Consider the following 21,114-nt stretch of genomic DNA (forward strand, 5'->3'; position numbering starts at 1 on the left):
TGGCGGAGGGGATGGGATTCGAACCCACGATAGGACTTTAGATCCTATAACGGTTTAGCAAACCGCCGCCTTCAGCCACTCGGCCACCCCTCCACCCGTGAGTGGATCGTTTCACGGCGTATGCGAGGGTGGTTCTAGCCGTGCGGCGCGGCCCCTGTCAACGAACGGGGCCGCGCCGGCAGGCGATTTCACACCTTGGGGATCGCCATCCCGCGCTGGACGGCCGGCCGGGCGCCGACCTGGTCGTACCAGCGCTGGACGTTCGGGAACTCGCCCAGGTCGACGGCGTGCCACTCGTGCCGCGCCGCCCACGGATAGGTGATGATGTCGGCGATCGTGTAGTCCGCCCCGCCCAGGTACTCCGCCTCGCCCAGGCGCTTGTCGATGACGCCGTAGAGGCGCTTGGCCTCGTTGACGTAGCGGTCGATGGCGTAGGGGATGGGCTCGGGCGCGGCGCGGCGGAAATGGTGCGCCTGGCCCAGCATCGGCCCGAAGCCACCCATCTGCCACATCACCCATTGCAGGGTCGTGTAGTGCGCCACCGGCTCGCTCGGATAGAAGCGCCCGGTCTTGTCGGCGAGGTAGATCAGGATCGCGCCCGATTCGAAGAGGGCGAAGGGCTTGCCGCCCGGGCCGTCGCCGTCGACGATCGCCGGGATGCGGTTGTTCGGGCTGATCTTCAGGAAATCCGGCTGGAACTGCTCGCCCTTGCCGATGTTCACGGGGTGGACCCGGTAGTCCAGCCCGAGTTCCTCCAGCATGATCGAGACCTTGCGGCCGTTCGGCGTCGTCCACGTGTAGAGGTCGATCATCGCGCCTGTCCGCTCCCCGTCCGTCACTTCGGCATCGGCATCAGTTCGGGGGCCGGCTTCACGCCCGGCTGCTGCCCCATCCGCGCAACCCAGGCCTGGACCGACGGCCAGCGCGCGAGGTCGAAGCCGCCCTCGCCGGCATGGACGACGGTGGCATAGCAGGAAATGTCGGCGATCGAAGGCGACTGGCCGCCGAGGAAGGGCTGCTTCGCCAAGGCCGTCTCGAGCGTGTTCAACGCCGCCTCGCCGCGCTGGGTGTAGTGGTCGAGCAGCGTCGGATCCGGCTTCTCCATGAAGCGCTTGAAGAAGCGCGGCCGGGCGATGCCGGGCAGCAGCTGGTCCGCCTCCCAGCACAGCCATTCCTGGGTCGCGCGCTGGCCGGCGGCGTCGCCGCCGGTGAACTTGCCGAACTTGTAGGCGAGCCGGCTCAGGATCGCGTTCGACTGGCACATCGCCTCGTCGCCGTCGACCAGCACCGGCACCTGGCCGAAGCGGTTCATGGCCAGGAACTCGGGCGTCTTCTGCTCGCCCTGGCGCAGGTTGACGAAGCGGAAGGTGAAGGGCTGCCCCGCCATCGAGAGCATCAGCGCCACCTTGTAGGTCGGGAACGAGAGCGGGCTGCCGTGGAGCGTCATCGCCATCTTCGCTGTCTCCTTCGCCTGGAATCCGCCGGCCGTGCTCAGCCGGCCAGCTTGCGTTTCAGGATCTCGTTGACGAGGCCGGGATTGGCCTTGCCCTGGGTCGCCTTCATCACCTGGCCGACGAAGAAGCCGAAGAGCTTGTCCTTGCCGGATCGGTACTCCGCCACCTTGTCGGCGTTGGCCGCCATCACGGCGTCGATCGACGCCTCGATCGCGCCGGTATCGGACACCTGCCGCAGGCCGCGCTCCTCGACGATGGCGGCGGCGGGCCGGCCCGTCTCCCACATCGCCTCGAACACCTCCTTGGCGAGGCGGCCGGAGATGGTGCCGTCGCGGATGAGGTCGATGAGGCCGCCCAGCGCGTCCGCCGAGACCGGCGCCTCGGCGATCGGCTTGCCGGACTTGTTGAGGAAGCCGAAGAAGTCGCCCGTCACCCAGTTGGCGGCGAGCTTGGGGTCCCGGCCCCTGGCCACCGCCTCGAAGAAGGCCGCGTTCTCCTGTTCGCCGACCAGCACGCCGGCGTCGTAGGGCGAAAGGCCGTATTCCGCGACGAAGCGCGCCTTCTTGGCGTCCGGCAGCTCCGGCATCCCGGCCTTGATCCCGGCCACGAACTCCGGCGACAGGACGAGCGGCAGCAGGTCGGGGTCCGGGAAGTAGCGGTAGTCGTGCGCGTGCTCCTTCGAGCGCATCGAACGCGTCTCGCCGCGGCCGGAATCGAACAGCCGCGTCTCCTGCCGGATCGCGCCGCCATCCTCGATGATCTCGATCTGGCGCCGGGCCTCGTACTCGATCGCCTGCATGACGAAGCGGATCGAGTTGACGTTCTTGATCTCGCAGCGCGTGCCCAGCTCCCCGCCCGGCCGGCGGACGGAGACGTTGCAGTCGCACCGCATCGACCCCTCCTCCATGTTCCCGTCGCAGGTGCCGAGATAGCGCAGGATCGAGCGCAGCTTCTTGAGGTAGGCGCCGGCCTCCTCGGCGGTCCGCATGTCGGGTTCGGACACGATCTCCATCAGGGCGACGCCCGACCGGTTGAGATCGATGTAGGACTTCGACGGGTGCTGGTCGTGCAGGCTCTTGCCGGCGTCCTGCTCGAGATGCAGGCGGGTGATGCCGACCTCGCGCGTCGCCCCGCCGGCGAGGTCGAGGACGATCGTCCCCTTGCCGACGATCGGCCGGGTGAACTGCGAGATCTGATAGCCGGCCGGCAGGTCGGCGTAGAAGTAGTTCTTCCGGTCGAACACCGAGACGAGGTTGATCTCGGCGTTGAGGCCGAGGCCGGTCAGCACCGCCTGGCGGACGCAGACCTCGTTGATGACCGGCAGCATCCCGGGCATGCCGGCATCGACGAAGGAGACCTGGCTGTTCGGCTCGGCGCCGAATTCGGTCGCCGCACCCGAGAAGAGCTTCGACTTCGACACCACCTGGGCATGGACCTCGAGGCCGATCACGATCTCCCAGTCGCCGGTGCGCCCCTGGATCAGGCTCATGTCGCACCTCCCGTCATGGCCGGCTTCGCCGTGAAGTCCGCCGCCCGTTCGATCGCCCGGCCGACGCGCAGCACCGTCGCCTCGTCGAAGGCGCGGCCCAGCACCTGGAGGCCGAGCGGCAGCCCGTCCGCCGACAGCCCGCCGGGCACCGACAGGCCCGGCAGGCCGGCGAGGTTGGCGGTCACGGTGAAGACGTCGTTGAGATACATCGCGATCGGATCGTCCATCTTGTCGTCGAGACCGAAGGCCGCCGACGGCGTCGCCGGCGTCAGGATCGCGTCGACCGTCTCGAAGGCGGTGCGGAAATCCTCGACGATGCGGGCGCGCACGCGCTGCGCCTTGAGGTAGTAGGCGTCGTAGTAGCCGGCCGAGAGGACGTAGGTGCCGATCAGCACCCGCCGCTTCACCTCCGCTCCGAAGCCGGCCGCGCGGGTGTTCTCGTACATCTCGTCCAGCGTCTGCCCGGGCACGCGCAGGCCGAACCGCACCCCGTCGTAGCGGGCGAGGTTCGAGGACGCCTCGGCCGGCGCGATGATGTAGTAGGTCGGCAAGGCGAAGCGGGCGTGCGGCAGGCTGATTTCGACCGGCTCGGCCCCGGCGTCCTTGAGCCACTGGATCCCCTGCTGCCACAGCGCCTCGATCTCGGGCGGCGTGCCGGCGACCCGGTACTCCTTCGGGATGCCGATGCGCAGGCCCTTGACGCCCTGGTCGAGCGCCTGCTCGAAGTCCGGCACCGGGAGGTTGACCGACGTCGAATCCTTGGGGTCGTGCCCGGCCATCTCGCGCAGGAGGATCGCCGCGTCGCGCACCGTCCGCGCCATCGGCCCCGCCTGGTCGAGCGAGGAGGCAAAGGCGACGATGCCCCAGCGCGAGCAGCGGCCGTAGGTCGGCTTGATGCCGACGATGCCGCAGAAGGCGGCCGGCTGACGGATCGAGCCGCCGGTGTCGGTGCCGGTCGCCCCCAGCGCCATGCGCCCGGCGACGGCGGCGGCCGAGCCGCCGGAGGAGCCGCCCGGCGTCAGCGGCCGGTTGTCGCCGCGGCGGCGCCACGGGTTCTCCACCGCCCCGTGGTAGCTCGTCATGTTCGACGAGCCCATGGCGAACTCGTCGAGGTTGACCTTGCCGAGCATGACCGCGCCGGCCCGCCACAGGTTGGCGGTGACGGTCGATTCGTACTGCGGCTGGAACCCGTCGAGGATGTGCGAGCCGGCCGTCGTCCGCACGCCCTCGGTGCAGAAGAGGTCCTTGATGGCGAGCGGCAGGCCCTCCAGCGGCCGCGCCTCGCCGGCGGCGATCCGCCGGTCGCTCTCGATCGCGCCGGCGCGGGCGCGCTCCGGAGTCTCGGTGATGAAGGCGTTGAGCGACCGCCCGGCCTCGACCGCCGCGACGTGGGCCTCGACCAGTTCGGCCGCCGAGAAGCGGCGGGCCACGAGCCCGTCGCGCGCCTCCGCCAGGGTGAGATCCGTCAGGTTCGACACCATCGTCATTCCACCACCTTCGGCACGGCGAAGAAGCCGGGCACGCCGTCCGGCGCGTTGGCCAGCACCTTCTCCGCCTGGCCGCCGTCGTTCACCACGTCCGCCCGCCAGGGCAGGACGGCATCGACCACCGACGCCACCGGCTCGACGCCGGCGGTGTCGACCTCGTCCAGTTGCTCGATCCATTGCAGGATGTTCGAGAGCTCGCCGGCGAGCGCGGCCTTCTCCTCGTCGGTCACCTTGATGCGGGCAAGCCGCGCGATATGCGCGACGGTATCGGAGTCAATCGCCATGGCCGGAGGGTCCTGGAAAGGGGCGGCGGAACCTACCAACCGCCCCCGCCGGGCGCAACCGGAGGGCCGCGGGCGCCCATGCGTTGATTCACCGGACGCCCTGTAAGAAGCTGTCACTGGACGGACGATGCGGGACGATCACCGCCGGCGACCGGAAGGAGCGACAGCGATGAACCAGGCCGCGTTCGAAGCGCAACTGCGCCAGGATGGCTTCGAAGTCGAGGTCAAGCAGAGCCCGGGAGGCATCCGGAACGACCCGCACACCCACGATTTCGAGGTCCGGGCGCTCGTCCTCGAAGGCGAGATCACCCTGACCTGTGGCGGGGCCGCGACCACCTACCGCCCGGGCGACGTGTTCACCATGGCCGCCGGCATGCCGCACTCGGAGGAGATCCCGGCGCACTACCGCTCCGTCATCGGGCGCCGGCATCCCGCCGGGCGCTGATCGCCGGCGCCGGCTTCGCCAGGCTCGCCCTGAAGGCCGGGCGAAGCCGCTAACGCCGCCCGCCCCGGCCGGGATAGGGTGCCGCCATGCGGCTCATTCCCCTGACCGACCTCGCCGGGCTGGCCCCGGGGCGCCTGCTCGGCCTCGACGTCGGCACCAAGACCATCGGGCTCGCACTCTCCGACACGCGGCGCGTCATCGCCTCGCCGATGGAGACCATCCGCCGCGGCAAGCGCTTTGCCGACGATGCCGCCCGCCTTGCCGAGATCGTCCGCGGCCAGGGCGTGGTCGGGCTGGTCGTCGGCCTGCCGCTCGGCCTCGACGGGCGCGACACCCCGCGCACCCAGTCGGTGCGCGCCTTCGTCCGCAACCTCGCGGCCGTGCTCGAACTGCCGATCGCCTTCTGGGACGAGCGGCTGTCGACGGCCGCCGTCGAGCGGGCGATGATCGTGGCGGACGTGACCCGTGCCCGCCGGGCCGAGGCGATCGACCGGGCGGCGGCGGCCTACATCCTCCAGGGTGCGCTCGACCGGCTGGCGGCCGCCGCGCAGGCTTGACGGCCCGCCTGCGCGGGCGATCAATATCGCCCCGCCCCTCGGCCGAATCCGGCCCCTCTCCCCGTCCTCCGCGAAGGATCGACACCGATGCCCAGCCGCGCCACCCGTGTGCCCCTGCTGTCGAACAGCCCCGGAACCGAGCGCTTCCTCACCGTCTACCGCTTCGGCACGCCGGGCGCGCGGCCCAAGGCCTACATCCAGGCCGCCATCCACGCCAACGAGCTGCCGGGGGTCATGGCGCTGCACTATCTGCTGCCGATGCTGGAGGCGGCCGACAAGGCCGGCCAGATCCCGGGCGAGATCATCGTCGTGCCGACCGCCAACCCGGTCGGCCTGTCGCAGCATCTCTACGCCAACCATCTCGGCCGCTACGACTTCAACTTGCGCGAGAACTACAACCGCAACTACCTCGACATCGGCGACCAGATCGTGGCCCAGGTCGAAGGCAAGCTCGGCCGGAACCAGGCCAAGAACGTCGAGCTCGTGCGCAAGGCGATGGTCAAGGCGGTCGAATCCTATGCCGCGCCCAACGAGCCCCAGTTCCTGAAGAAGACCCTGATGGCGATGTCGGTCGACGCCGACTACGTCCTCGACCTGCATTGCGACGCCCATGCCGCGCTGCACGTCTTCGCCGGCGCCAGCCATGCCGACGCGGTGGCCGAACTGTCGGCGCAGATCGGCAGCCAGGCGACCACGGTCGGCCGCCCGGACGCCATCCCGCAAGTGATGAGCTTCAGCGCCTGCAACATCACGCCCTGGCTCAAGCTGGCGAAGGCCTATCCCGACGCCGCCCTGCCCAAGACCTCCTTCTCCATCACCATCGAGTATCGCGGCCAGGCCGACGTCTCGCACGCGCTCGGCAAGTCGGACGGCACCAACCTCTTCAAGTTCCTGCAGCGTCGCGGCGTGGTCGGCGGCGACCCGGGCCCGCTGCCCAAGGCCAAGTGCAAGATCACGCCCGCCTGGGGCATGGACGTCGCCTACGCGCCCCGCGCCGGCATGCTGGTCTATCTCAAGGACCGTGGCTCCAAGGTGAAGGCCGGCGAGACGGTGTGCGAGATCATCGACCCGCTCGACCCGTTCGCCAAGGACTGCAGGCTCGCCATCAAGGCGACCGCCCCGGGCGTGCTGTTCAGCCGCCGCCGCGACGGCCAGCTCACCTTCCCGGGTCAGGTGGTCTTCCGCATGGCCTGCGAGAAGGAACTGCCGCACCGCATCGGCCGCCCCGGAACCGACGACTGAGGCCGGACAGACAGGGTCCGGGTGGGGGGAGGCCGGGTCAGGCCATCCCTTGCCCGGACTCCGCCCCATGACCTATAGGACGCGCTCATGTCCGCGTCCGTCGCCGCCCTCGGTTACCCGCATCGCCATCTTCTGGGAATCGAAGGGCTTTCCGCCGGGGAGATCGCCCACCTGATCGACCGGTCGGAGGAATTCGTCGCCCGCAACCAGGGTTCCGACAAGAAGGGCGGCTCGCTGCGCGGCCGCACCATCATCAATCTCTTCTTCGAGAACTCGACGCGCACCCGCACCTCGTTCGAGCTGGCCGGCAAGCGGCTCGGCGGCGACGTCATCAACATGTCGGTCGAATACTCGTCCATGAAGAAGGGCGAGACCCTGATCGACACGGCGATGACGCTGAACGCGATGAACCCGGACGTGCTCTGCGTCCGCCATCCCGAGAGCGGCGCCGTCAAGCTGCTGTCCGACAAGGTCAACTGCGCGGTCATCAATGCCGGCGACGGCACCCACGAGCACCCGACCCAGGCGCTGCTCGACGCGCTGACGATCCGCCGCCGCAAGGGCGAGCTGCGCGGCCTCGTCGTCGCCATCTGCGGCGACATCCTGCACAGCCGGGTCGCGCGCTCGAACATCGCGCTGCTCAACACCATGGGCGCCCGGGTCCGCGTCGTCGCGCCGCGCACGCTGCTGCCGACGGCGATCGACCGCCTCGGCGTCGAGGTCTTCCACGACATGAAGCGCGGCCTCGCCGACGCCGACATCGTGATGATGCTGCGCCTCCAGACCGAGCGCATGTCGGGCAGCTTCGTGCCGTCGGTGCGCGAGTACTACCACTTCTTCGGGCTCGACTACGCCAAGCTGGCCGTCGCCAAGCCGGACGCCCTCATCATGCATCCGGGACCGATGAACCGCGGCGTCGAGATCGACAGCGAGGTCGCCGACGACATCGACCGCTCGCTGATCCGCCAGCAGGTCGAGATGGGGGTGGCCGTGCGCATGGCCTGCCTCGAGGTGCTGGCCGACAACCTCGCCCGCAGCAACTCGGGCAATGTCTCGGAGGCCCGCCCGTGAGCATGGTGACCGTATGAGCCGGCTCGCCCTCGTCAACGCCCGCCTGCTCGATCCGGCCGGCGGCCGCGACCATCCGGGCGGCCTGCTCGCCGTCGACGGCCGCATCGCCGACCTCGGCCCCGCCCTCTTCGCCGACGGGGTGCCGGAGGGGATCGAGACGGTCGACTGCCACGGGCTGGCGCTCATTCCGGGCCTCGTCGACATGCGCGCCCAGCTCCGCGAGCCGGGCGCCGAGCATCTGGAGAACATGGCGACGGCGAGCCAGGCGGCCGCCGCCGGCGGCGTCACCACCATCGTCTGCCTGCCCAACACCGACCCGCCGATCGATGACGTGGCGCTGGTCGAATTCGTGCGCCGGCGCGGGCGGGAGATCGGGCTCGCCAACATCCACCCCTACGCCGCCGCGACCAAGGGGCTCGCCGGCAAGGAACTGACCGAGATGGGCCTGCTGGCGGACGCGGGCGCGGTCGCCTTCACCGACGGCACCCGGGCCATCGCCAGCGCCGGCATCCTGCGCCGGGCCATGAGCTACGCCCGGACCTTCGACCTGCTGCTGGTGCAGCATCCGGAGGAGCCGACGCTGTCGCACCCGGGCGGCATGAACGAGGGCGAGATCGCGACCCGCCTCGGCCTGCCGGGCATTCCGGCGATGGCCGAGGTGGTCCTGCTGGAGCGCGACCTGCGCCTCGCCGAACTGACCGGCGCCCGCTACCACGCCGCCCACGTCTCGACGGCGGGCGCGGTCGAGGCGATCCGCGCCGCCAAGGCGCGCGGCCTGAGGGTCAGCTGCGACACCGCCCCGCCCTATTTCGCGCTCAACGAGACCGCGGTCGGCGACTACCGCACCTTCGCCAAGCTGTCGCCGCCGCTGCGCAGCGACGGTGACCGGCGGGCCGTGGTCGCCGGCATCGCCGACGGCACGATCGACGCCATCGCCAGCGACCACGCGCCGCACGACCAGGATTCCAAGCGCCTGCCCTTCAGTTCGGCCGCCAGCGGCATCGTCGGGCTGGAGACCCTGCTGCCGCTGGTGCTGGAACTCGTCCACCAGGGCGACGTGCCGCTGGAGCGGGCGCTCGACGCGGTCGGCCGCGCGCCGGCCCGCATCCTCGGCCTCGACTGCGGGCGGCTGGAGGTCGGCGCGCCTGCCGACCTCGCCCTCGTCGACATCGACCGCCCATGGCGGATCGCCGTCGACCGCTTCCGCTCGAAGTCGAAGAATTCGCCCTTCGACGGTCGGCCGGTGCAGGGACGTGCGATGCTGACCGTGCTGGGCGGCCGGGTCGTCCACCGCGCCCGGGACTGAACCTCCTTGCAGGACACCGCCGCGGCGCCGAGTCCGAGCGAGGCCGAGCGCCGGATCCTCGCCGGCGACCTCACCGCTGCGGCCGCCCTGCTGCCCGACCCCGCCGCGCCGGAAGCGGCCGATCCTGCCTGGGCGCGCCTGCGGCTCTTCCTGTCGCTGACCGGCGTGCTGCCGGGCGACGCGGCCGCGCGCAACGCCGCCGCGCGCGCGGCGGTGCCGGCCGCGGGGCGGCCGCCGCCCGACCTGCCCGCCCTCGCGTCGGCGCTTCCGGCGGGCGACGGCCTCCAGCCGATGGTCGAGGCGGAGCGGCGGCTGACGCTGGCCTCGGCCGCCCAGGCCGAGGCGCTGCTGCGCCAGGGCGAGGCGCAGGCCGCCCGCGACCTCCTGGAACAGACGCTGGCATCGCTGACGCCGTCGGGCCCGGTCTTCCGGCTGTTCGGGCGGGCCAATGCGGAACTCGGGCGGCCCTCGGATGCCGTGTTCGCGTTCGAGCGCGCGGTCGACCTCGCGCCCGGGGACCGGGCGACCCGGATCGATCTCGCCACTGCGCTGCCGTCGGTCGGCGACTGCGAGGGCGCCGCCCGCATGTTGGCCGCCGACGCGGTCGGGCCCGAGGAGGCGGCCGCATTCTCCGCCCGGCTGCACGCCATGGCCCGGGCCGAGCCCGATCCGGCGGCGATCGCGGCCGAGACCCGGCGCTACCGCGCGGCCGCCGCGGCCCGGACGGTGCCGCCGGCGCCGCGCGCCCCCCTCTCCGGCGTGCCGCATGTCGGCTTCTTCTGGTGGCAGGAACAGCGCGCGGCCGGCTACTGGATGACCGACCTGCTGCGCCACCGGACGCCGGGGCGCCTCCGGACGACGCTCTACGGCATCGGCCTGACGCGCCGCTTCGAGGGCTCCGACCTCGCCCGCGGCGCCGACCGGGTCGTGGTCTGCAACCGGGCGGCCCCGGACGCCATCGCCCGGCGCATGCGCGACGACGGGGTCGACCTCCTCGTCAGCTTCATCGGCCACGACCAGCCGGACCTGCTGGCGGTGCTCGACCAGCGCCCGGCGCGGGTGCATGTCGAGTGGCTGGAGACCGGCTGGCCGAGCGGCCATCCGGCGGTGTCCCACCTCCTCGCCGACCGCGGCCACTGCCCCCCGGACATCGGCCGCTCCATGGACATCCGCATCGTCGGGTTCCCGACCCCGGCGATGAGCGGCGGGCCGGCCCTTGCTGCCGCCGATGCCGCCGGCCGCGAGCGCCGGGCCGAGCAGGGCTTCGTCTATGGCTGGTGCGGCCCGGCGTCCGCGATCGGCGAGCGGACCATGGCCGTCTGGGCGCGCATCCTGCGCGAGCATCCGGCCGCCCGGCTGCGGCTGCTGCACGAGGACTGGCGGATCGGAACCGCGCGCGAGCGCGTCGCCACCCGGCTGATGGAGCTCGGCATCGAGGGCCGGCGCGTCGACTTCGATTCACCCGAGCGGCTGGACGGCCAGACGGCGCTCTGGTCCAGGATCGACCTCGGGCTCGACAGCTTCCCGACCGGTGACATCGCAACGACCTTCGATGCGCTCGCGATGGGGGTGCCGCTCGTCACCATCGGCGGACCGCGCCACGCCGGGCGGCACGCCGCCGTCGCCCTGGCCACCCTCGGGATGGGCGATCTGGTCGCGGCCGACGAGGACCAGTATGTTGCCAAGGCCCTGCAGGCTGCGGCTCGGCCGGGGGCCGTCGCGGAACTGCGACGGCGGATTCCGGACCTCCTGCGGGCGTCGCCGCTCGCCGGCGGACCGCTGCAGGCACAGAGTTTCGAGACGGCGGTCGAACTGCTGCTCGGTATCCGTCGGGGGGCGTAGGCGATGTCGGCGACGATGGTGGCGATCCTGGCCGGGCTAGGCGGCGTCCTGCTCGGCAGCATCCCGTTCGGACTGGTGCTGACGCGGGCCGCCGGCCTCGGCGACATCCGCGCGATCGGCTCCGGCAACATCGGCGCCACCAACGTCCTGCGCACCGGACGCAAGGACCTCGCGCTGGCCACCCTGGTGCTCGATGCCGGCAAGGGCGCCCTCGCCGTCGTCGTCGCCGCCGGGTTCGGGCCGCTGCCGGCGGCACTGGCCGCGGCCGGGGCCGTGCTCGGCCACATGTTCACGCCCTGGCTCGGGTTTCGCGGCGGCAAGGGCGTGGCGACGGCCGGCAGCGTGTGCATCGCCATGGCCTGGCCGCTCGGCCTGGCGCTGGTCGGGACCTGGCTCGCGATGGTGGCGATCTTCCGGACGTCCTCGCTGGCCGCGCTCACGGCCTGCGCCCTGGCGCCCCTCGCCTCCTGGCTGCTCGCCGACCATGCCGGCCTCGTCCCGCATCCCGAACGGACGTGGGTCGTCGCCCTGATCGCGGTCCTCGTCGTGATCCGCCACCACGGCAACATCCGGCGCCTGCTCGCCGGCACCGAGCCGCGCATCGACCTGTCCCGGAAGTAGGCGCCGGTTGACGCCGGGCGGCCGGCCGCGATAGCGGTCACCGCCGATGGTTGCAGCCGGACCCATTCCCCTCCCGGAGCGCGAGCGGACCGCACGCTGGCGCCTGATCCGCAGCGAGCGGATCGGACCCACGACCGTGCTGGAGCTGCTGCGCCGGCACGGCTCGGCGGAGGCGGCGCTGTCCGCCCTCGCCGGCCACCCCCGCCCGCCCGAAATCGCACCAGCCGCCGCGGTGGCCGAAGAGGCGCGGCGGCTGGCGAGCCTCGGGGCGGCCGCCCTCGTGTGGGGCGATCCGGACTATCCGGCGGCGCTCGCCGCCATCGCTGACCCGCCGATCGTGCTGGCGACGCGCGGCCGGCGCGAACTCCTGGCGCGGCCGGCAGTTGCCGTCGTCGGGGCCCGCAACGCGTCCGGCGCCGGCCGCCGCTTCGCCGAGACGCTGGCGCGCGAACTGGGCGAAGCGGGATTCTGCGTCGTCTCCGGCATGGCCCGCGGCATCGACGCCGCCGCCCAGCAGGGCGCGCTTGCCGCCGGCACCATCGGCGTCGTCGCCACCGGGATCGACCGCGCCTATCCCGACGAGAACCGGGCCCTGCACGAGGCGGTCGGCGGCGACGGCCTGCTGCTCGCCGAAGCGGAGCCCGGCACCGGGCCGCTGGCCCGGAACTTCCCGCGCCGCAACCGCATCGTCGCCGGCCTGGCGCTCGGCATCGTCGTCGTCGAGGCGGCAGAGCGATCGGGATCGCTGATCACCGCGCGGCTGGCTGCCGAATACGGCCGCGAGGTCTTCGCCGTCCCCGGATCGCCGCTCGACCCGCGCTGCAAGGGCACCAATGGACTGATCCGCAGCGGCGCCACCCTGGTCGAGAGCGCGGCCGACGTCGTCGAGGCGCTGCGGCCGCAGACCGCCCCGCCGGCGCCGCGACCTTTCGTCCCGAGCGCACAACCGGAAGGCGACGAGGAGCCCGGCGGGCGGGCGGACCGCATCCTGGAGCGGCTGGGGCCGACGCCCCTCCCGGTTGACGAACTCGTGCGCCAGTGCCAATTGTCGCAGGCGGCCGTTGCGGCGATCCTCCTGGAACTGGAACTCCAGGGCCGGATCGAGCGGCACCCGGGACAGAAGGTGTCGCTGCGCTGAACCGCTCCGGCGACGGGACTCGCGCCTGGGCCCGACCCTCCCAACCCTGCAAGGCCGACCCGTAGCATCATGAACGTCGTCGTCGTCGAATCGCCGGCCAAGGCCAAGACGATCAACAAGTATCTCGGCCCTGGCTTCCAGGTGCTCGCGAGCTACGGCCATGTCCGCGACCTGCCGGCCAAGGACGGTTCGGTCGATCCCGAGCACGACTTCGCCATGGAATGGGAGGTCGACGGCAAGTCGGAGAAGCATCTGCGCGCGATCGCCGAGGCGACTCGCGGGGCGAGCAACCTCTACCTGGCGACCGACCCCGACCGCGAGGGCGAGGCGATCTCCTGGCACGTCCGCGAGGTGCTGGAGCAGCGCCGGGCGCTGAAGGGCGTCGCCGTCCAGCGCGTCGTCTTCAACGAGATCACCAAGGCCGCGATCACCGAGGCGTTCCGCCATCCGCGCGAGCTGAACCGCGAACTGGTGGACGCCTATCTGGCGCGCCGGGCCCTCGACTATCTGGTCGGCTTCACGCTGTCGCCGGTGCTCTGGCGCAAGCTCCCGGGCAGCCGGTCGGCCGGCCGGGTGCAGTCGGTCGCGCTGCGCCTGATCTGCGAGCGCGAAGCCGAGATCGAGGCGTTCAAGCCGCAGGAATACTGGACGGTCGAGGCGACCTTCCTGACCGAGGACGGGAACCGCTTCACCGCCCGCCTGACCCACCTCGCCGGCCGCAAGCTGGAGAAGCTCGACATCGGCACGGCGGCGGCGGCCGCGGCGGCGGTGGCCGCGGTCGAGGCCCGGACCTTCCATGTCGGCCCGGTCGAGCGCAAACAGGTGCGGCGGCATCCGCAGCCGCCCTTCACCACCTCGACCCTGCAGCAGGAGGCGTCGCGCCAGCTCGGCATGACGGCGTCCCGCACCATGCGCACCGCCCAGCGCCTCTACGAGGGCGTCGACATCGGCGGCGAGACGGTCGGCCTCATCACCTACATGCGGACCGACGGGGTGCAGATCTCGGGCGAGGCGATCGCCGCCGCCCGCCGCCTCATCCACTCCCGCTACGGCGAGCGCTTCGTGCCCGACGCGCCGCGGGTCTACCGGACGCAGGCGAAGAACGCCCAGGAGGCGCACGAGGGCATCCGGCCGACCGACCTCTTCCGCACCCCGGACCAGGTCGCGGCGCACCTCTCGGACGAGGAACGCCGCCTCTACGAACTGGTGTGGCGGCGCACCGTCGCCTCGCAGATGGAAAGCGCGCTGCTCGAGCAGGTCGGCGCCGACCTGCTCAGCGGCGACCGCCAGGTGACGCTGCGCGCGACCGGCTCGACCCTGCTCTTCGAAGGCTTCCTCAAGCTCTATCGCGAAGGCCGCGACGACGCCGAGGACGAGGACGGCGAGCGCCGCCTGCCGCCGCTCGTCGACGGCGCTTCCGTCGACCGCCAGGGCGTCACCTCCGAACAGCACTTCACCCAGCCGCCGCCGCGCTACAGCGAGGCCAGTCTGGTAAAGCGGCTGGAGGAACTGGGGATCGGCCGCCCCTCGACCTACGCCTCGATCATCGAGGTGCTGCAGGATCGCGGCTATGTGCGGCTCGACCGCAAGCGCTTCGTGCCGGAGGACCGCGGCCGGCTGGTGACCGCCTTCCTCACCGGCTTCTTCGAGAAGCTGGTCCAGTACAACTTCACCGCCGAGCTCGAGACCGGCCTCGACGCGGTGTCCGACGGGCGGATCGACTGGCGCCAGCTCCTGCGGGACTTCTGGCAGGAGTTCAACGCCCAGGTCGCCCAGACCAAGGACCTGTCGATCAAGGACGTCGTCACCGCGCTCGACGCGGACCTCGGACGCCACTTCTTCCCGGACACCGGCGAGGGCGGCCGCGACCCCCGCGCCTGCCCGACCTGCGGCGACGGCCGCCTCGGCCTCAAGCTCGGCAAGTTCGGCGCCTTCATCGGCTGTTCCAACTATCCCGAGTGCCGCTACACCCGGCCCCTGGCGATCGAGGGCGGCGACGGCACCGCCTCGGCCGAGGGCGACCCCAACGTGCCGAAGAAGCTGGGCGAGGACCCGGACACCGGGCTGCCGGTCTGGATGCGCAAGGGGCCCTACGGCCAGTATGTCCAGCTCGGCGACGCCGATGGCGGCGACAAGCCCAAGCGCCAGTCGATCCCCAAGGGTCTGGCGCCCGGCGACGTGACGCTGGATACGGCGCTGGCACTGCTGGCCCTGCCGCGCACCGTCGGCACGCACCCGGAATCGGGCGAGCCGATCCTGGCCGGCATCGGCCGCTTCGGCCCGTATCTGAAGCACGGATCGGTCTACAAGTCGCTCGGCGCCGGCGACGACGTGCTGACGATCGGCCTCAACCGGGCGGTCGACCTGCTCGCCTCCGCCCCCGGCCGCGGCGGTCGGCAGCCGGGCCGCCCCGTCGGGGAACATCCCGACGACGGCAAGCCGATCACCGTCCATGCCGGCCGCTACGGGCCCTACGTCCAGCACGGCGACATCCGCGCCACCCTGCCCAAGGGCATGGTGGCCGACGCGGTGACGGTCGCCGTCGCCCTGCCGCTGCTGGCGGAGCGGGCGGCGAAGGCCCCGGCCAAGGCGGGGGGCCGCAAGCGCGCCGCGCCCAAGGCCGCCGCGACCAAGGCACCCGCCGCCGAGGGCAAGGCCGCCGCGAAGGCGAAGGCCGCGCCCAAGCCCAAGGCGGCCGCCAGCAAGACCACGACCGCGGCGCGGAAGTCGGCCCCCAAAGCCGCTGGCAAGCCAGCCGCCGCCAAGACGGCCAAACCCTCGACCGCGCGCCGCAAGCCGGCCGCGGGCGACGACCGCTAGCCCGCCTTGGCCCGCCGCCGCGACCGCGAGCAGGTCACCTTCCCCGACCGCGACGCCATCGTCGCGTTCATCCGGTCGAGCCCGACTGCGGTCGGCAAACGCGAGATCGCACGGCATTTCGGGCTCGGCATCGAGCATCGCGGCGCCCTCAAGGCACTGCTGCGCGAGTTGGAGGAGACGGGCAGCGTCGAGCGCGGCCCGGGCCGCCGGCTCGGCCCCCGCGACGCCCTGCCGGAGGTGACGATGCTCGTCATCACCGACATCGACGCCGACGGCGAACTGCTGGCACGACCGGTTGGCGCCCGCGCCGACGAGGAAGGCCAGCCGCGCATCTTCGTGCAGCCGGAGCGGCGCGGCACGCCGGCGCTGGTCGTCGGCACCCGCCTGCTCGCCCGCCTCAGCCGGACGTCGCCGGACGAATACCAGGCACGGCCGATCCGCATCATGGAGGGCGATGCCGGGCGCGTCGTCGGCGTCTTCATGACCGACGCGCGCCTGAAGGGCGGCGGCTTCGCCGGCCGCATCGTCCCGACCGACCGGCGGCAGAAGATCGAGTACCGCGTCGCCATGGCCGACGCCGGCGGCGCCGAGCCGGGCGAACTGGTGGTCGGCGAGGTGCTGCCGCGCAGCCGCATGGGCCTGCCCCAGGCGGCCGTCGTCGAGCGTCTCGGCGACATGGCGAGCCCGCGCACCTTCAGCCTCGTCGCCATCCACACCCACGGCATCCCGACCGAGTTTCCGGCCGCCGCGCTGGAGGAGGCGGAAGCCGCCCGTCCGGTCGCGCTCGGCCAGCGCGAGGACCTGCGCGACCTGCCGCTGGTCACCATCGACGGCGCCGACGCCCGCGACTTCGACGACGCGGTCTGGGCGGAGCCGGCCGCGGACGGCGGCTGGAACGCCGTCGTCGCCATCGCCGACGTCGCCCACTATGTCCGTCCCGGCAGCGCGCTCGACCGCGAGGCGCGACGCCGCGGCAATTCCGTCTACTTCCCCGACCGCGTCGTGCCGATGCTGCCCGAGGCGCTGTCGAACGATCTCTGTTCACTCCGGCCGGCCGAGCCGCGGGCCTGCTTCGCCGTCCGCCTGAGGATCGACGCCGACGGCCGCCTCGTCGGCCACCGCTTCGTCCGCGGCCTGATGCGCTCGGCCGCCCGGCTGACCTACGACCAGGTGCAGGCGGCCGCCGACGGCCGTCCGGACGACGTGACGGGACCGCTGCTGGAGCCGGTGATCCGGCCGCTCTACGGCGCGTTCGCCGCCCTCCTCCAGGCCCGCGCCAAGCGCGGCACCCTCGACCTCGACCTGCCGGAGCGGCAGGTGATCCTCGGTCCCGACGGCCATATCGACCGGGTCGTGCCGCGGCGCCGCTATGACAGCCACCGCCTGATCGAGGAACTGATGATCGCGGCCAACGTGGCCGCGGCCGACGCGGCCAGCGACCGGCAGATGCCCTGCCTCTACCGCATCCACGACGCGCCCGACCCGGCCAAGGTCGAGGCGCTGCGGCCGGTGCTGGACAGCCTCGGGCTGCGGCTCGCCCGCGGCCAGGTGCTGAAGCCGCACCATTTCAACGACATCATCACCCGCGTCGCCGGCACGCCGCACGCGGCCATGGTCCACGACCTCATCCTGCGCAGCCAGGCGCAGGCGCAGTACCGACCCGAGAACATCGGCCATTTCGGACTGGCGCTGCGCCGCTATGCGCATTTCACCTCGCCGATCCGGCGCTATGCCGACCTCGCGGTCCATCGCGCCCTGATCGTCGCCCTCGGCCTCGGCGACGGTGGCGAACGGCAGGAGACGGGGCCGCTCGACGAACTGGGCGAGCATCTCGGGGTGACCGAGCGCCGGGCCGCCGTCGCCGAGCGCGAATCCGTCGACCGCTACACCGCCGCCTACCTGTCGGAGCGGATCGGCACCGAGGTCTCCGGGCGGATCGGCGGCGTCACCCGCTTCGGCCTTTTCGTCACCCTGGCCGAGACCGGCGCCGACGGACTGGTGCCGGTGAGCACTCTGCCCACCGACTTCTACGACCACGACGCGAAGAGCCATGCGCTCGTCGGCCGGCGCTGGGGCCGCACCTACCGCCTGGGCGAGCCCGTGAAGGTGCGGATCGTCGAGGCGGATGCGGCCACGGGCGGACTCGTATTGTCCCTGCTGGACCCGGAAGACCGCTGGTCGCCGGGCATCGCCGCCGCGCGCGGCGACCGCCCCGGGACCGGTCCAGGGCGCGAGCGGCGCCCGCCACGCGGTCGGAAGTCCCGGTAGCACCGGATTCCGTTGCAAAAATGCCAGGGCGCCGACGGGAATAAAACCCGCTGCGGCACGTTCGCGCAAAGCTCTTTGCCGGCCGCGGGAGCGTCAATACATTGAGAGTCGTTTCGCACCTGCATGACTTTTTCTGCGGGTGCAAGGGCTGGGCGATGACAAGCGCTTCTTATCGTTCGCTTTCGACCGGCGGCATGCCGCGCCACGACCATACCGCAACGCAGCATGGTGGTCTGCGAGCCTTGGCCGGCGCAGCCCTGGTCGTGCTCGGCGTGGCGCTGTCCGCATGCACCCAGAACCCGCTGCCGTCGGGCGAGGCCGCCGACGAGCGGCCCGATCGGGTGTTCCTCGCCAGCCTCCAGGAAGTGTCCGACCTCTATATCGACCCGATCGACCTCGGCACCCTGGCGATCACCGGCCTCAACGGGCTGACGAAGGTCGCCCCCACCTTCCTGGCGGCCCGCGACGGCGACGTGATCCGGATTCGCGACGATCGCCGGGACGTGCTGGAGATCCCCGCCCCGCCGTCGCGCAATGCCTCGGCCTGGGCCAGCGTGATGACCAAGGCGCTGGCGGCGGCGCGCAGCGGCCAGCCCAAGATCGCCGAAGCCGAGGGCGACGCCGTCTACGACGCCGTGCTGACCGCGCTGGTCGGTGGCCTCGACCGGTTCTCCCGCTATGCCGGCTCCGACGTCGCCCGCGAGCAGCGGGCCTCGCGCGACGGCTTCGGCGGCATCGGCGTCACCATCAATGTCGAGAACGGGGTGGTCCGCATCGTCTCGGTCATTCCCGAGAGCCCGGCCGCGATGGCCGGCGTGCAGGTCGACGACCAGATCCTCACCATCGACGGCGAGGGCACGGCCAAGCTCGACCAGCGCGAGGTGGTGCAGAAGCTTCGCGGCCGGGTCGACAGCACGGTGCGGGTGACGGTCGCGCGGCCCGGGATCGTCGACCTGCTCGAGGTGCCGATCACCCGCCAGCGCATCGTCGTGCCGACCATCCGCGTCGACCATATCGGTCCGATCGCCCATGTCCGCATCCTCAGCTTCAATCAGCAGACCGGGCGCAAGCTGGTGGAGTCGCTGGAACAGCTGATGGCCGACCGGTCGCACCATGTCCGCGGCATCATCCTCGACCTGCGCAACAATCCGGGCGGCCTGCTCGACCAGGCGGTCCGGGTCGCCGACGCCTTCCTCGGCGAGGGACCCATCATCGCCACCCGTGGGCGGCATCCCGCCAGCAACCAGTCCTTCGAGGCCGGGGCCCGCGATCTGGTGCGCGGCATCCCGATGGTCGTGCTCATCAACGGCGGGTCCGCCTCCGCCGCCGAGATCGTGGCGGCGGCGCTGCAGGATCGTGGCCGCGCGGTCGTCGTCGGCAGCGCCTCCTACGGCAAGGGCACCGTCCAGACGGTGATGCGCCTGCCCAACGACGGCGAACTGACGCTGACCTGGGCGCGGCTGCTGTCGCCGGCGGGCTACGCCCTGCACGAGCACGGCGTCATCCCGACGATCTGCACCAACGGCATGGTCGACGATGCCGCCAGCCTGCGCGTCAGCCTCCAGAAGGAGAGCCGGACGCTGGGCCCGGGCGGGGTCAACGCCGTCCCCCGGGCCCAGCTCGACGACGCCGGCTGGCGGGCGCTCCGCGCCGCCTGCACCGGCCAGTCGCGGGAACAGGACGTCGACGTGAAACTGGCCGAGCGGCTGCTGACCGACGGCGGCCTGTTCCAGCGCGCGCTGCGCCTGTCGCAGGCGGCGGTCGGAACGCCGCGCATCGGCGCTTCGCTGGCCGACCGGCGGCGCACGGCGGAGATGCGCCCGTAGCAGGGCTTGACAGGCCCTCGTCCATCGCTAAGTTCGCCGCCAAATCCGTACATCAGGACAGACGCCATGGCCAAGGCCGCCCAGATCCTCATCCGCCTGAACAGCAGCGCCGATACCGGCTACTTCTACGTCACGCGGAAGAACCCGAAGACGAAGACCGAGAAGCTCAGCCTCAAGAAGTACGACCCGATCGCGCGCAAGCACGTCGAGTTCAAGGAAGGCAAGATCAAGTAAGGTCCGGCCGGACGCATTTCTCCCGTAGAGGGGCCGCCGTCGGCGGCCCTTCGCGTTTCCGGCGCCCGCCCGGTATGCTGCCGGGCCATGCACCAGGGCGACCAGTTCCGAATCGGCGTCGATCTCGGCGGCACCAAGATCGAGGCGATCCTGCTCGATCGCGACGGCGCGGAACGGGCGCGCCGCCGCATCGCCACGCCGCCGCACGACTACGAGGGCACGGTGCGCGCGATCGCCGGGCTCGTCGGAGCGATCGAGCAGGAATTCGGCATCCGACCGCCGGTGCCGGTCGGCATCGGCATGCCGGGCGCGATCTCGCCGACGAGCGGGCTCGTCAAGAACGCCAACAGCGTCGTCCTCAACGGCCGCCGCTTCGACCGCGACGTCGCCGCCGCCCTGTCGCGGCCCGTCCGGGTCGCCAACGACGCCGACTGCCTCGCCGTGTCCGAGGCGACGGACGGCGCCGGGGCCGGCGCGGACACGGTCTTCGCCGCCATCCTCGGCACCGGCGTCGGCGGCGGCATCGTCGTCCACGGCCGGCCGCTGCGCGGCCCCAACGCCATCGCCGGCGAGTGGGGCCACAACCCCCTGCCCTGGCCGACCGACGCCGAGCGGCCGGGCCCGCCCTGCTACTGCGGGCGGCGCGGCTGCGTCGAAACCTTCCTCTCCGGGCCGGGCCTGGCGGGCGACTTCGCGGCCCACGACGCGCGCCGCCTCGACGGTCCGACCATCGTCGCCGCCGCCGCGGCCGGCGACCCCGCCGCCGGCGCGGCGCTCGACCGCTATGTCGACCGGCTGGCGCGGGCGCTCGCCACCGTCGTCAACCTGCTCGACCCGCACGTCATCGTCCTGGGCGGCGGCCTCTCGCGCCTCGAGCGGCTCTATCGCGAGGTCCCGGCGCGCTGGGGCGCCTGGGTCTTCTCCGACCGGGTGGCGACGCCCCTGCGCCCAGCCTTGCACGGCGATTCGAGCGGCGTGCGCGGGGCCGCCTGGCTCTGGCCGAAACCGACGGTGGTCGGGGAGCCGGCGG

At 72.2% G+C, this 21,114-nt stretch carries 18 protein-coding genes and 1 tRNA gene; 13 read left to right on the forward strand and 6 right to left on the reverse strand.

The genetic code is table 11. From position 1 onward, the window contains the following. The 6 genes from ACE3Q3_RS14625 to gatC form a co-directional block, all read right to left on the reverse strand. Positions 1 to 93 (reverse strand) — tRNA-Ser (locus tag ACE3Q3_RS14625). A gap of 95 nt (positions 94 to 188) precedes the next feature. Continuing rightward, positions 189 to 812: a glutathione S-transferase family protein gene (locus tag ACE3Q3_RS14630; RefSeq protein ID WP_374447248.1), complete on the reverse strand. Its 624-nt coding sequence runs from the start codon at positions 810 to 812 to the stop codon at positions 189 to 191. Between the two features lie 23 nt (positions 813 to 835). Continuing rightward, positions 836 to 1,453: a glutathione S-transferase family protein gene (locus tag ACE3Q3_RS14635; RefSeq protein WP_374447249.1), complete on the reverse strand. Its 618-nt coding sequence runs from the start codon at positions 1,451 to 1,453 to the stop codon at positions 836 to 838. 38 nt (positions 1,454 to 1,491) lie between these two features. Further along, positions 1,492 to 2,943 carry an Asp-tRNA(Asn)/Glu-tRNA(Gln) amidotransferase subunit GatB gene (gene gatB, locus ACE3Q3_RS14640; RefSeq protein WP_374447252.1) on the reverse strand — a complete coding sequence of 484 codons (1,452 nt, stop codon included), beginning with the start codon at positions 2,941 to 2,943 and terminating at the stop codon, positions 1,492 to 1,494. Continuing rightward, entirely contained in the window at positions 2,940 to 4,430 is a 1,491-nt protein-coding gene (gene gatA / locus ACE3Q3_RS14645) for an Asp-tRNA(Asn)/Glu-tRNA(Gln) amidotransferase subunit GatA (RefSeq protein ID WP_374447255.1), read from the reverse strand. The genes gatB and gatA overlap by 4 nt, the downstream gene beginning before the upstream one ends. After that, positions 4,427 to 4,714, reverse strand: coding sequence for an Asp-tRNA(Asn)/Glu-tRNA(Gln) amidotransferase subunit GatC (gene gatC, locus ACE3Q3_RS14650; protein ID WP_374447256.1), 288 nt, complete (start codon positions 4,712 to 4,714; stop codon positions 4,427 to 4,429). Before gatC ends, gatA begins: the two co-directional genes overlap by 4 nt. Positions 4,715 to 4,883: 169 nt before the next feature. On the opposite strand from gatC, the gene ACE3Q3_RS14655 reads away from it, so the two are divergent. From ACE3Q3_RS14655 to ACE3Q3_RS14715, 13 genes are all read left to right on the forward strand, one after another. Next, positions 4,884 to 5,159 carry a cupin domain-containing protein gene (locus ACE3Q3_RS14655; protein ID WP_374447258.1) on the forward strand — a complete coding sequence of 92 codons (276 nt, stop codon included), beginning with the start codon at positions 4,884 to 4,886 and terminating at the stop codon, positions 5,157 to 5,159. Between the two features lie 95 nt (positions 5,160 to 5,254). Next, complete coding sequence (ruvX, locus tag ACE3Q3_RS14660) at positions 5,255 to 5,716, forward strand: Holliday junction resolvase RuvX (protein WP_374447282.1); 462 nt, start codon at positions 5,255 to 5,257, stop codon at positions 5,714 to 5,716. A gap of 87 nt (positions 5,717 to 5,803) precedes the next feature. Further along, on the forward strand, positions 5,804 to 6,958 hold the full coding sequence (locus tag ACE3Q3_RS14665) for a succinylglutamate desuccinylase/aspartoacylase family protein (RefSeq protein ID WP_374447259.1): 1,155 nt from the start codon (positions 5,804 to 5,806) through the stop codon (positions 6,956 to 6,958). A gap of 87 nt (positions 6,959 to 7,045) precedes the next feature. Beyond that, positions 7,046 to 8,029, forward strand: coding sequence for an aspartate carbamoyltransferase catalytic subunit (locus tag ACE3Q3_RS14670; protein WP_374447261.1), 984 nt, complete (start codon positions 7,046 to 7,048; stop codon positions 8,027 to 8,029). A 13-nt stretch (positions 8,030 to 8,042) separates the two neighbouring features. Next, positions 8,043 to 9,335, forward strand: a complete 1,293-nt coding sequence (gene pyrC, locus ACE3Q3_RS14675; protein WP_374447264.1) for a dihydroorotase — start codon at positions 8,043 to 8,045, stop codon at positions 9,333 to 9,335. A gap of 6 nt (positions 9,336 to 9,341) precedes the next feature. Then, the gene (locus ACE3Q3_RS14680; RefSeq protein ID WP_374447266.1) at positions 9,342 to 11,177 is read left to right on the forward strand and encodes a hypothetical protein; all 1,836 of its coding nucleotides are present in this window, start codon (positions 9,342 to 9,344) and stop codon (positions 11,175 to 11,177) included. Between the two features lie 3 nt (positions 11,178 to 11,180). Then, complete coding sequence (gene plsY / locus ACE3Q3_RS14685; RefSeq protein WP_374447268.1) at positions 11,181 to 11,798, forward strand: glycerol-3-phosphate 1-O-acyltransferase PlsY; 618 nt, start codon at positions 11,181 to 11,183, stop codon at positions 11,796 to 11,798. A gap of 46 nt (positions 11,799 to 11,844) precedes the next feature. Continuing rightward, complete coding sequence (gene dprA / locus ACE3Q3_RS14690; RefSeq protein ID WP_374447270.1) at positions 11,845 to 12,936, forward strand: DNA-processing protein DprA; 1,092 nt, start codon at positions 11,845 to 11,847, stop codon at positions 12,934 to 12,936. Positions 12,937 to 13,005: 69 nt separating this feature from the next. Further along, complete coding sequence (gene topA, locus ACE3Q3_RS14695; RefSeq protein WP_374447271.1) at positions 13,006 to 15,756, forward strand: type I DNA topoisomerase; 2,751 nt, start codon at positions 13,006 to 13,008, stop codon at positions 15,754 to 15,756. Positions 15,757 to 15,762: 6 nt separating this feature from the next. Next, on the forward strand, positions 15,763 to 18,024 hold the full coding sequence (rnr, locus tag ACE3Q3_RS14700; RefSeq protein ID WP_374447272.1) for a ribonuclease R: 2,262 nt from the start codon (positions 15,763 to 15,765) through the stop codon (positions 18,022 to 18,024). Between the two features lie 242 nt (positions 18,025 to 18,266). After that, on the forward strand, positions 18,267 to 19,850 hold the full coding sequence (locus ACE3Q3_RS14705; RefSeq protein WP_374447273.1) for a S41 family peptidase: 1,584 nt from the start codon (positions 18,267 to 18,269) through the stop codon (positions 19,848 to 19,850). Positions 19,851 to 19,916: 66 nt separating this feature from the next. Continuing rightward, a complete protein-coding gene (gene rpmG / locus ACE3Q3_RS14710) occupies positions 19,917 to 20,084 on the forward strand; it encodes a 50S ribosomal protein L33 (RefSeq protein WP_374447276.1) in 168 nt (55 codons plus the stop codon). Between the two features lie 87 nt (positions 20,085 to 20,171). Further along, positions 20,172 to 21,114 (forward strand): ROK family protein (locus ACE3Q3_RS14715; protein WP_374447278.1); only part of this gene is annotated, 943 nt, incomplete at its 3' end.

Source organism: Allostella sp. (genome assembly GCF_041913585.1).
Classification (GTDB): domain Bacteria; phylum Pseudomonadota; class Alphaproteobacteria; order ATCC43930; family Allostellaceae; genus Allostella.

Coding starts and splice junctions, on each gene's coding strand:
- ACE3Q3_RS14635 (WP_374447249.1), bottom strand. CDS start 1,453: ATGGCGATGACGCTCCACGGCAGCCCGCTCTCGTTCCCGACCTACAAG.
- ACE3Q3_RS14665 (WP_374447259.1), top strand. CDS start 5,804: ATGCCCAGCCGCGCCACCCGTGTGCCCCTGCTGTCGAACAGCCCCGGA.
- ACE3Q3_RS14630 (WP_374447248.1), bottom strand. CDS start 812: ATGATCGACCTCTACACGTGGACGACGCCGAACGGCCGCAAGGTCTCG.
- topA (WP_374447271.1), top strand. CDS start 13,006: ATGAACGTCGTCGTCGTCGAATCGCCGGCCAAGGCCAAGACGATCAAC.
- ACE3Q3_RS14670 (WP_374447261.1), top strand. CDS start 7,046: ATGTCCGCGTCCGTCGCCGCCCTCGGTTACCCGCATCGCCATCTTCTG.
- ACE3Q3_RS14655 (WP_374447258.1), top strand. CDS start 4,884: ATGAACCAGGCCGCGTTCGAAGCGCAACTGCGCCAGGATGGCTTCGAA.
- gatA (WP_374447255.1), bottom strand. CDS start 4,430: ATGACGATGGTGTCGAACCTGACGGATCTCACCCTGGCGGAGGCGCGC.
- gatC (WP_374447256.1), bottom strand. CDS start 4,714: ATGGCGATTGACTCCGATACCGTCGCGCATATCGCGCGGCTTGCCCGC.
- pyrC (WP_374447264.1), top strand. CDS start 8,043: ATGAGCCGGCTCGCCCTCGTCAACGCCCGCCTGCTCGATCCGGCCGGC.
- plsY (WP_374447268.1), top strand. CDS start 11,181: ATGTCGGCGACGATGGTGGCGATCCTGGCCGGGCTAGGCGGCGTCCTG.
- dprA (WP_374447270.1), top strand. CDS start 11,845: ATGGTTGCAGCCGGACCCATTCCCCTCCCGGAGCGCGAGCGGACCGCA.
- rpmG (WP_374447276.1), top strand. CDS start 19,917: ATGGCCAAGGCCGCCCAGATCCTCATCCGCCTGAACAGCAGCGCCGAT.
- gatB (WP_374447252.1), bottom strand. CDS start 2,943: ATGAGCCTGATCCAGGGGCGCACCGGCGACTGGGAGATCGTGATCGGC.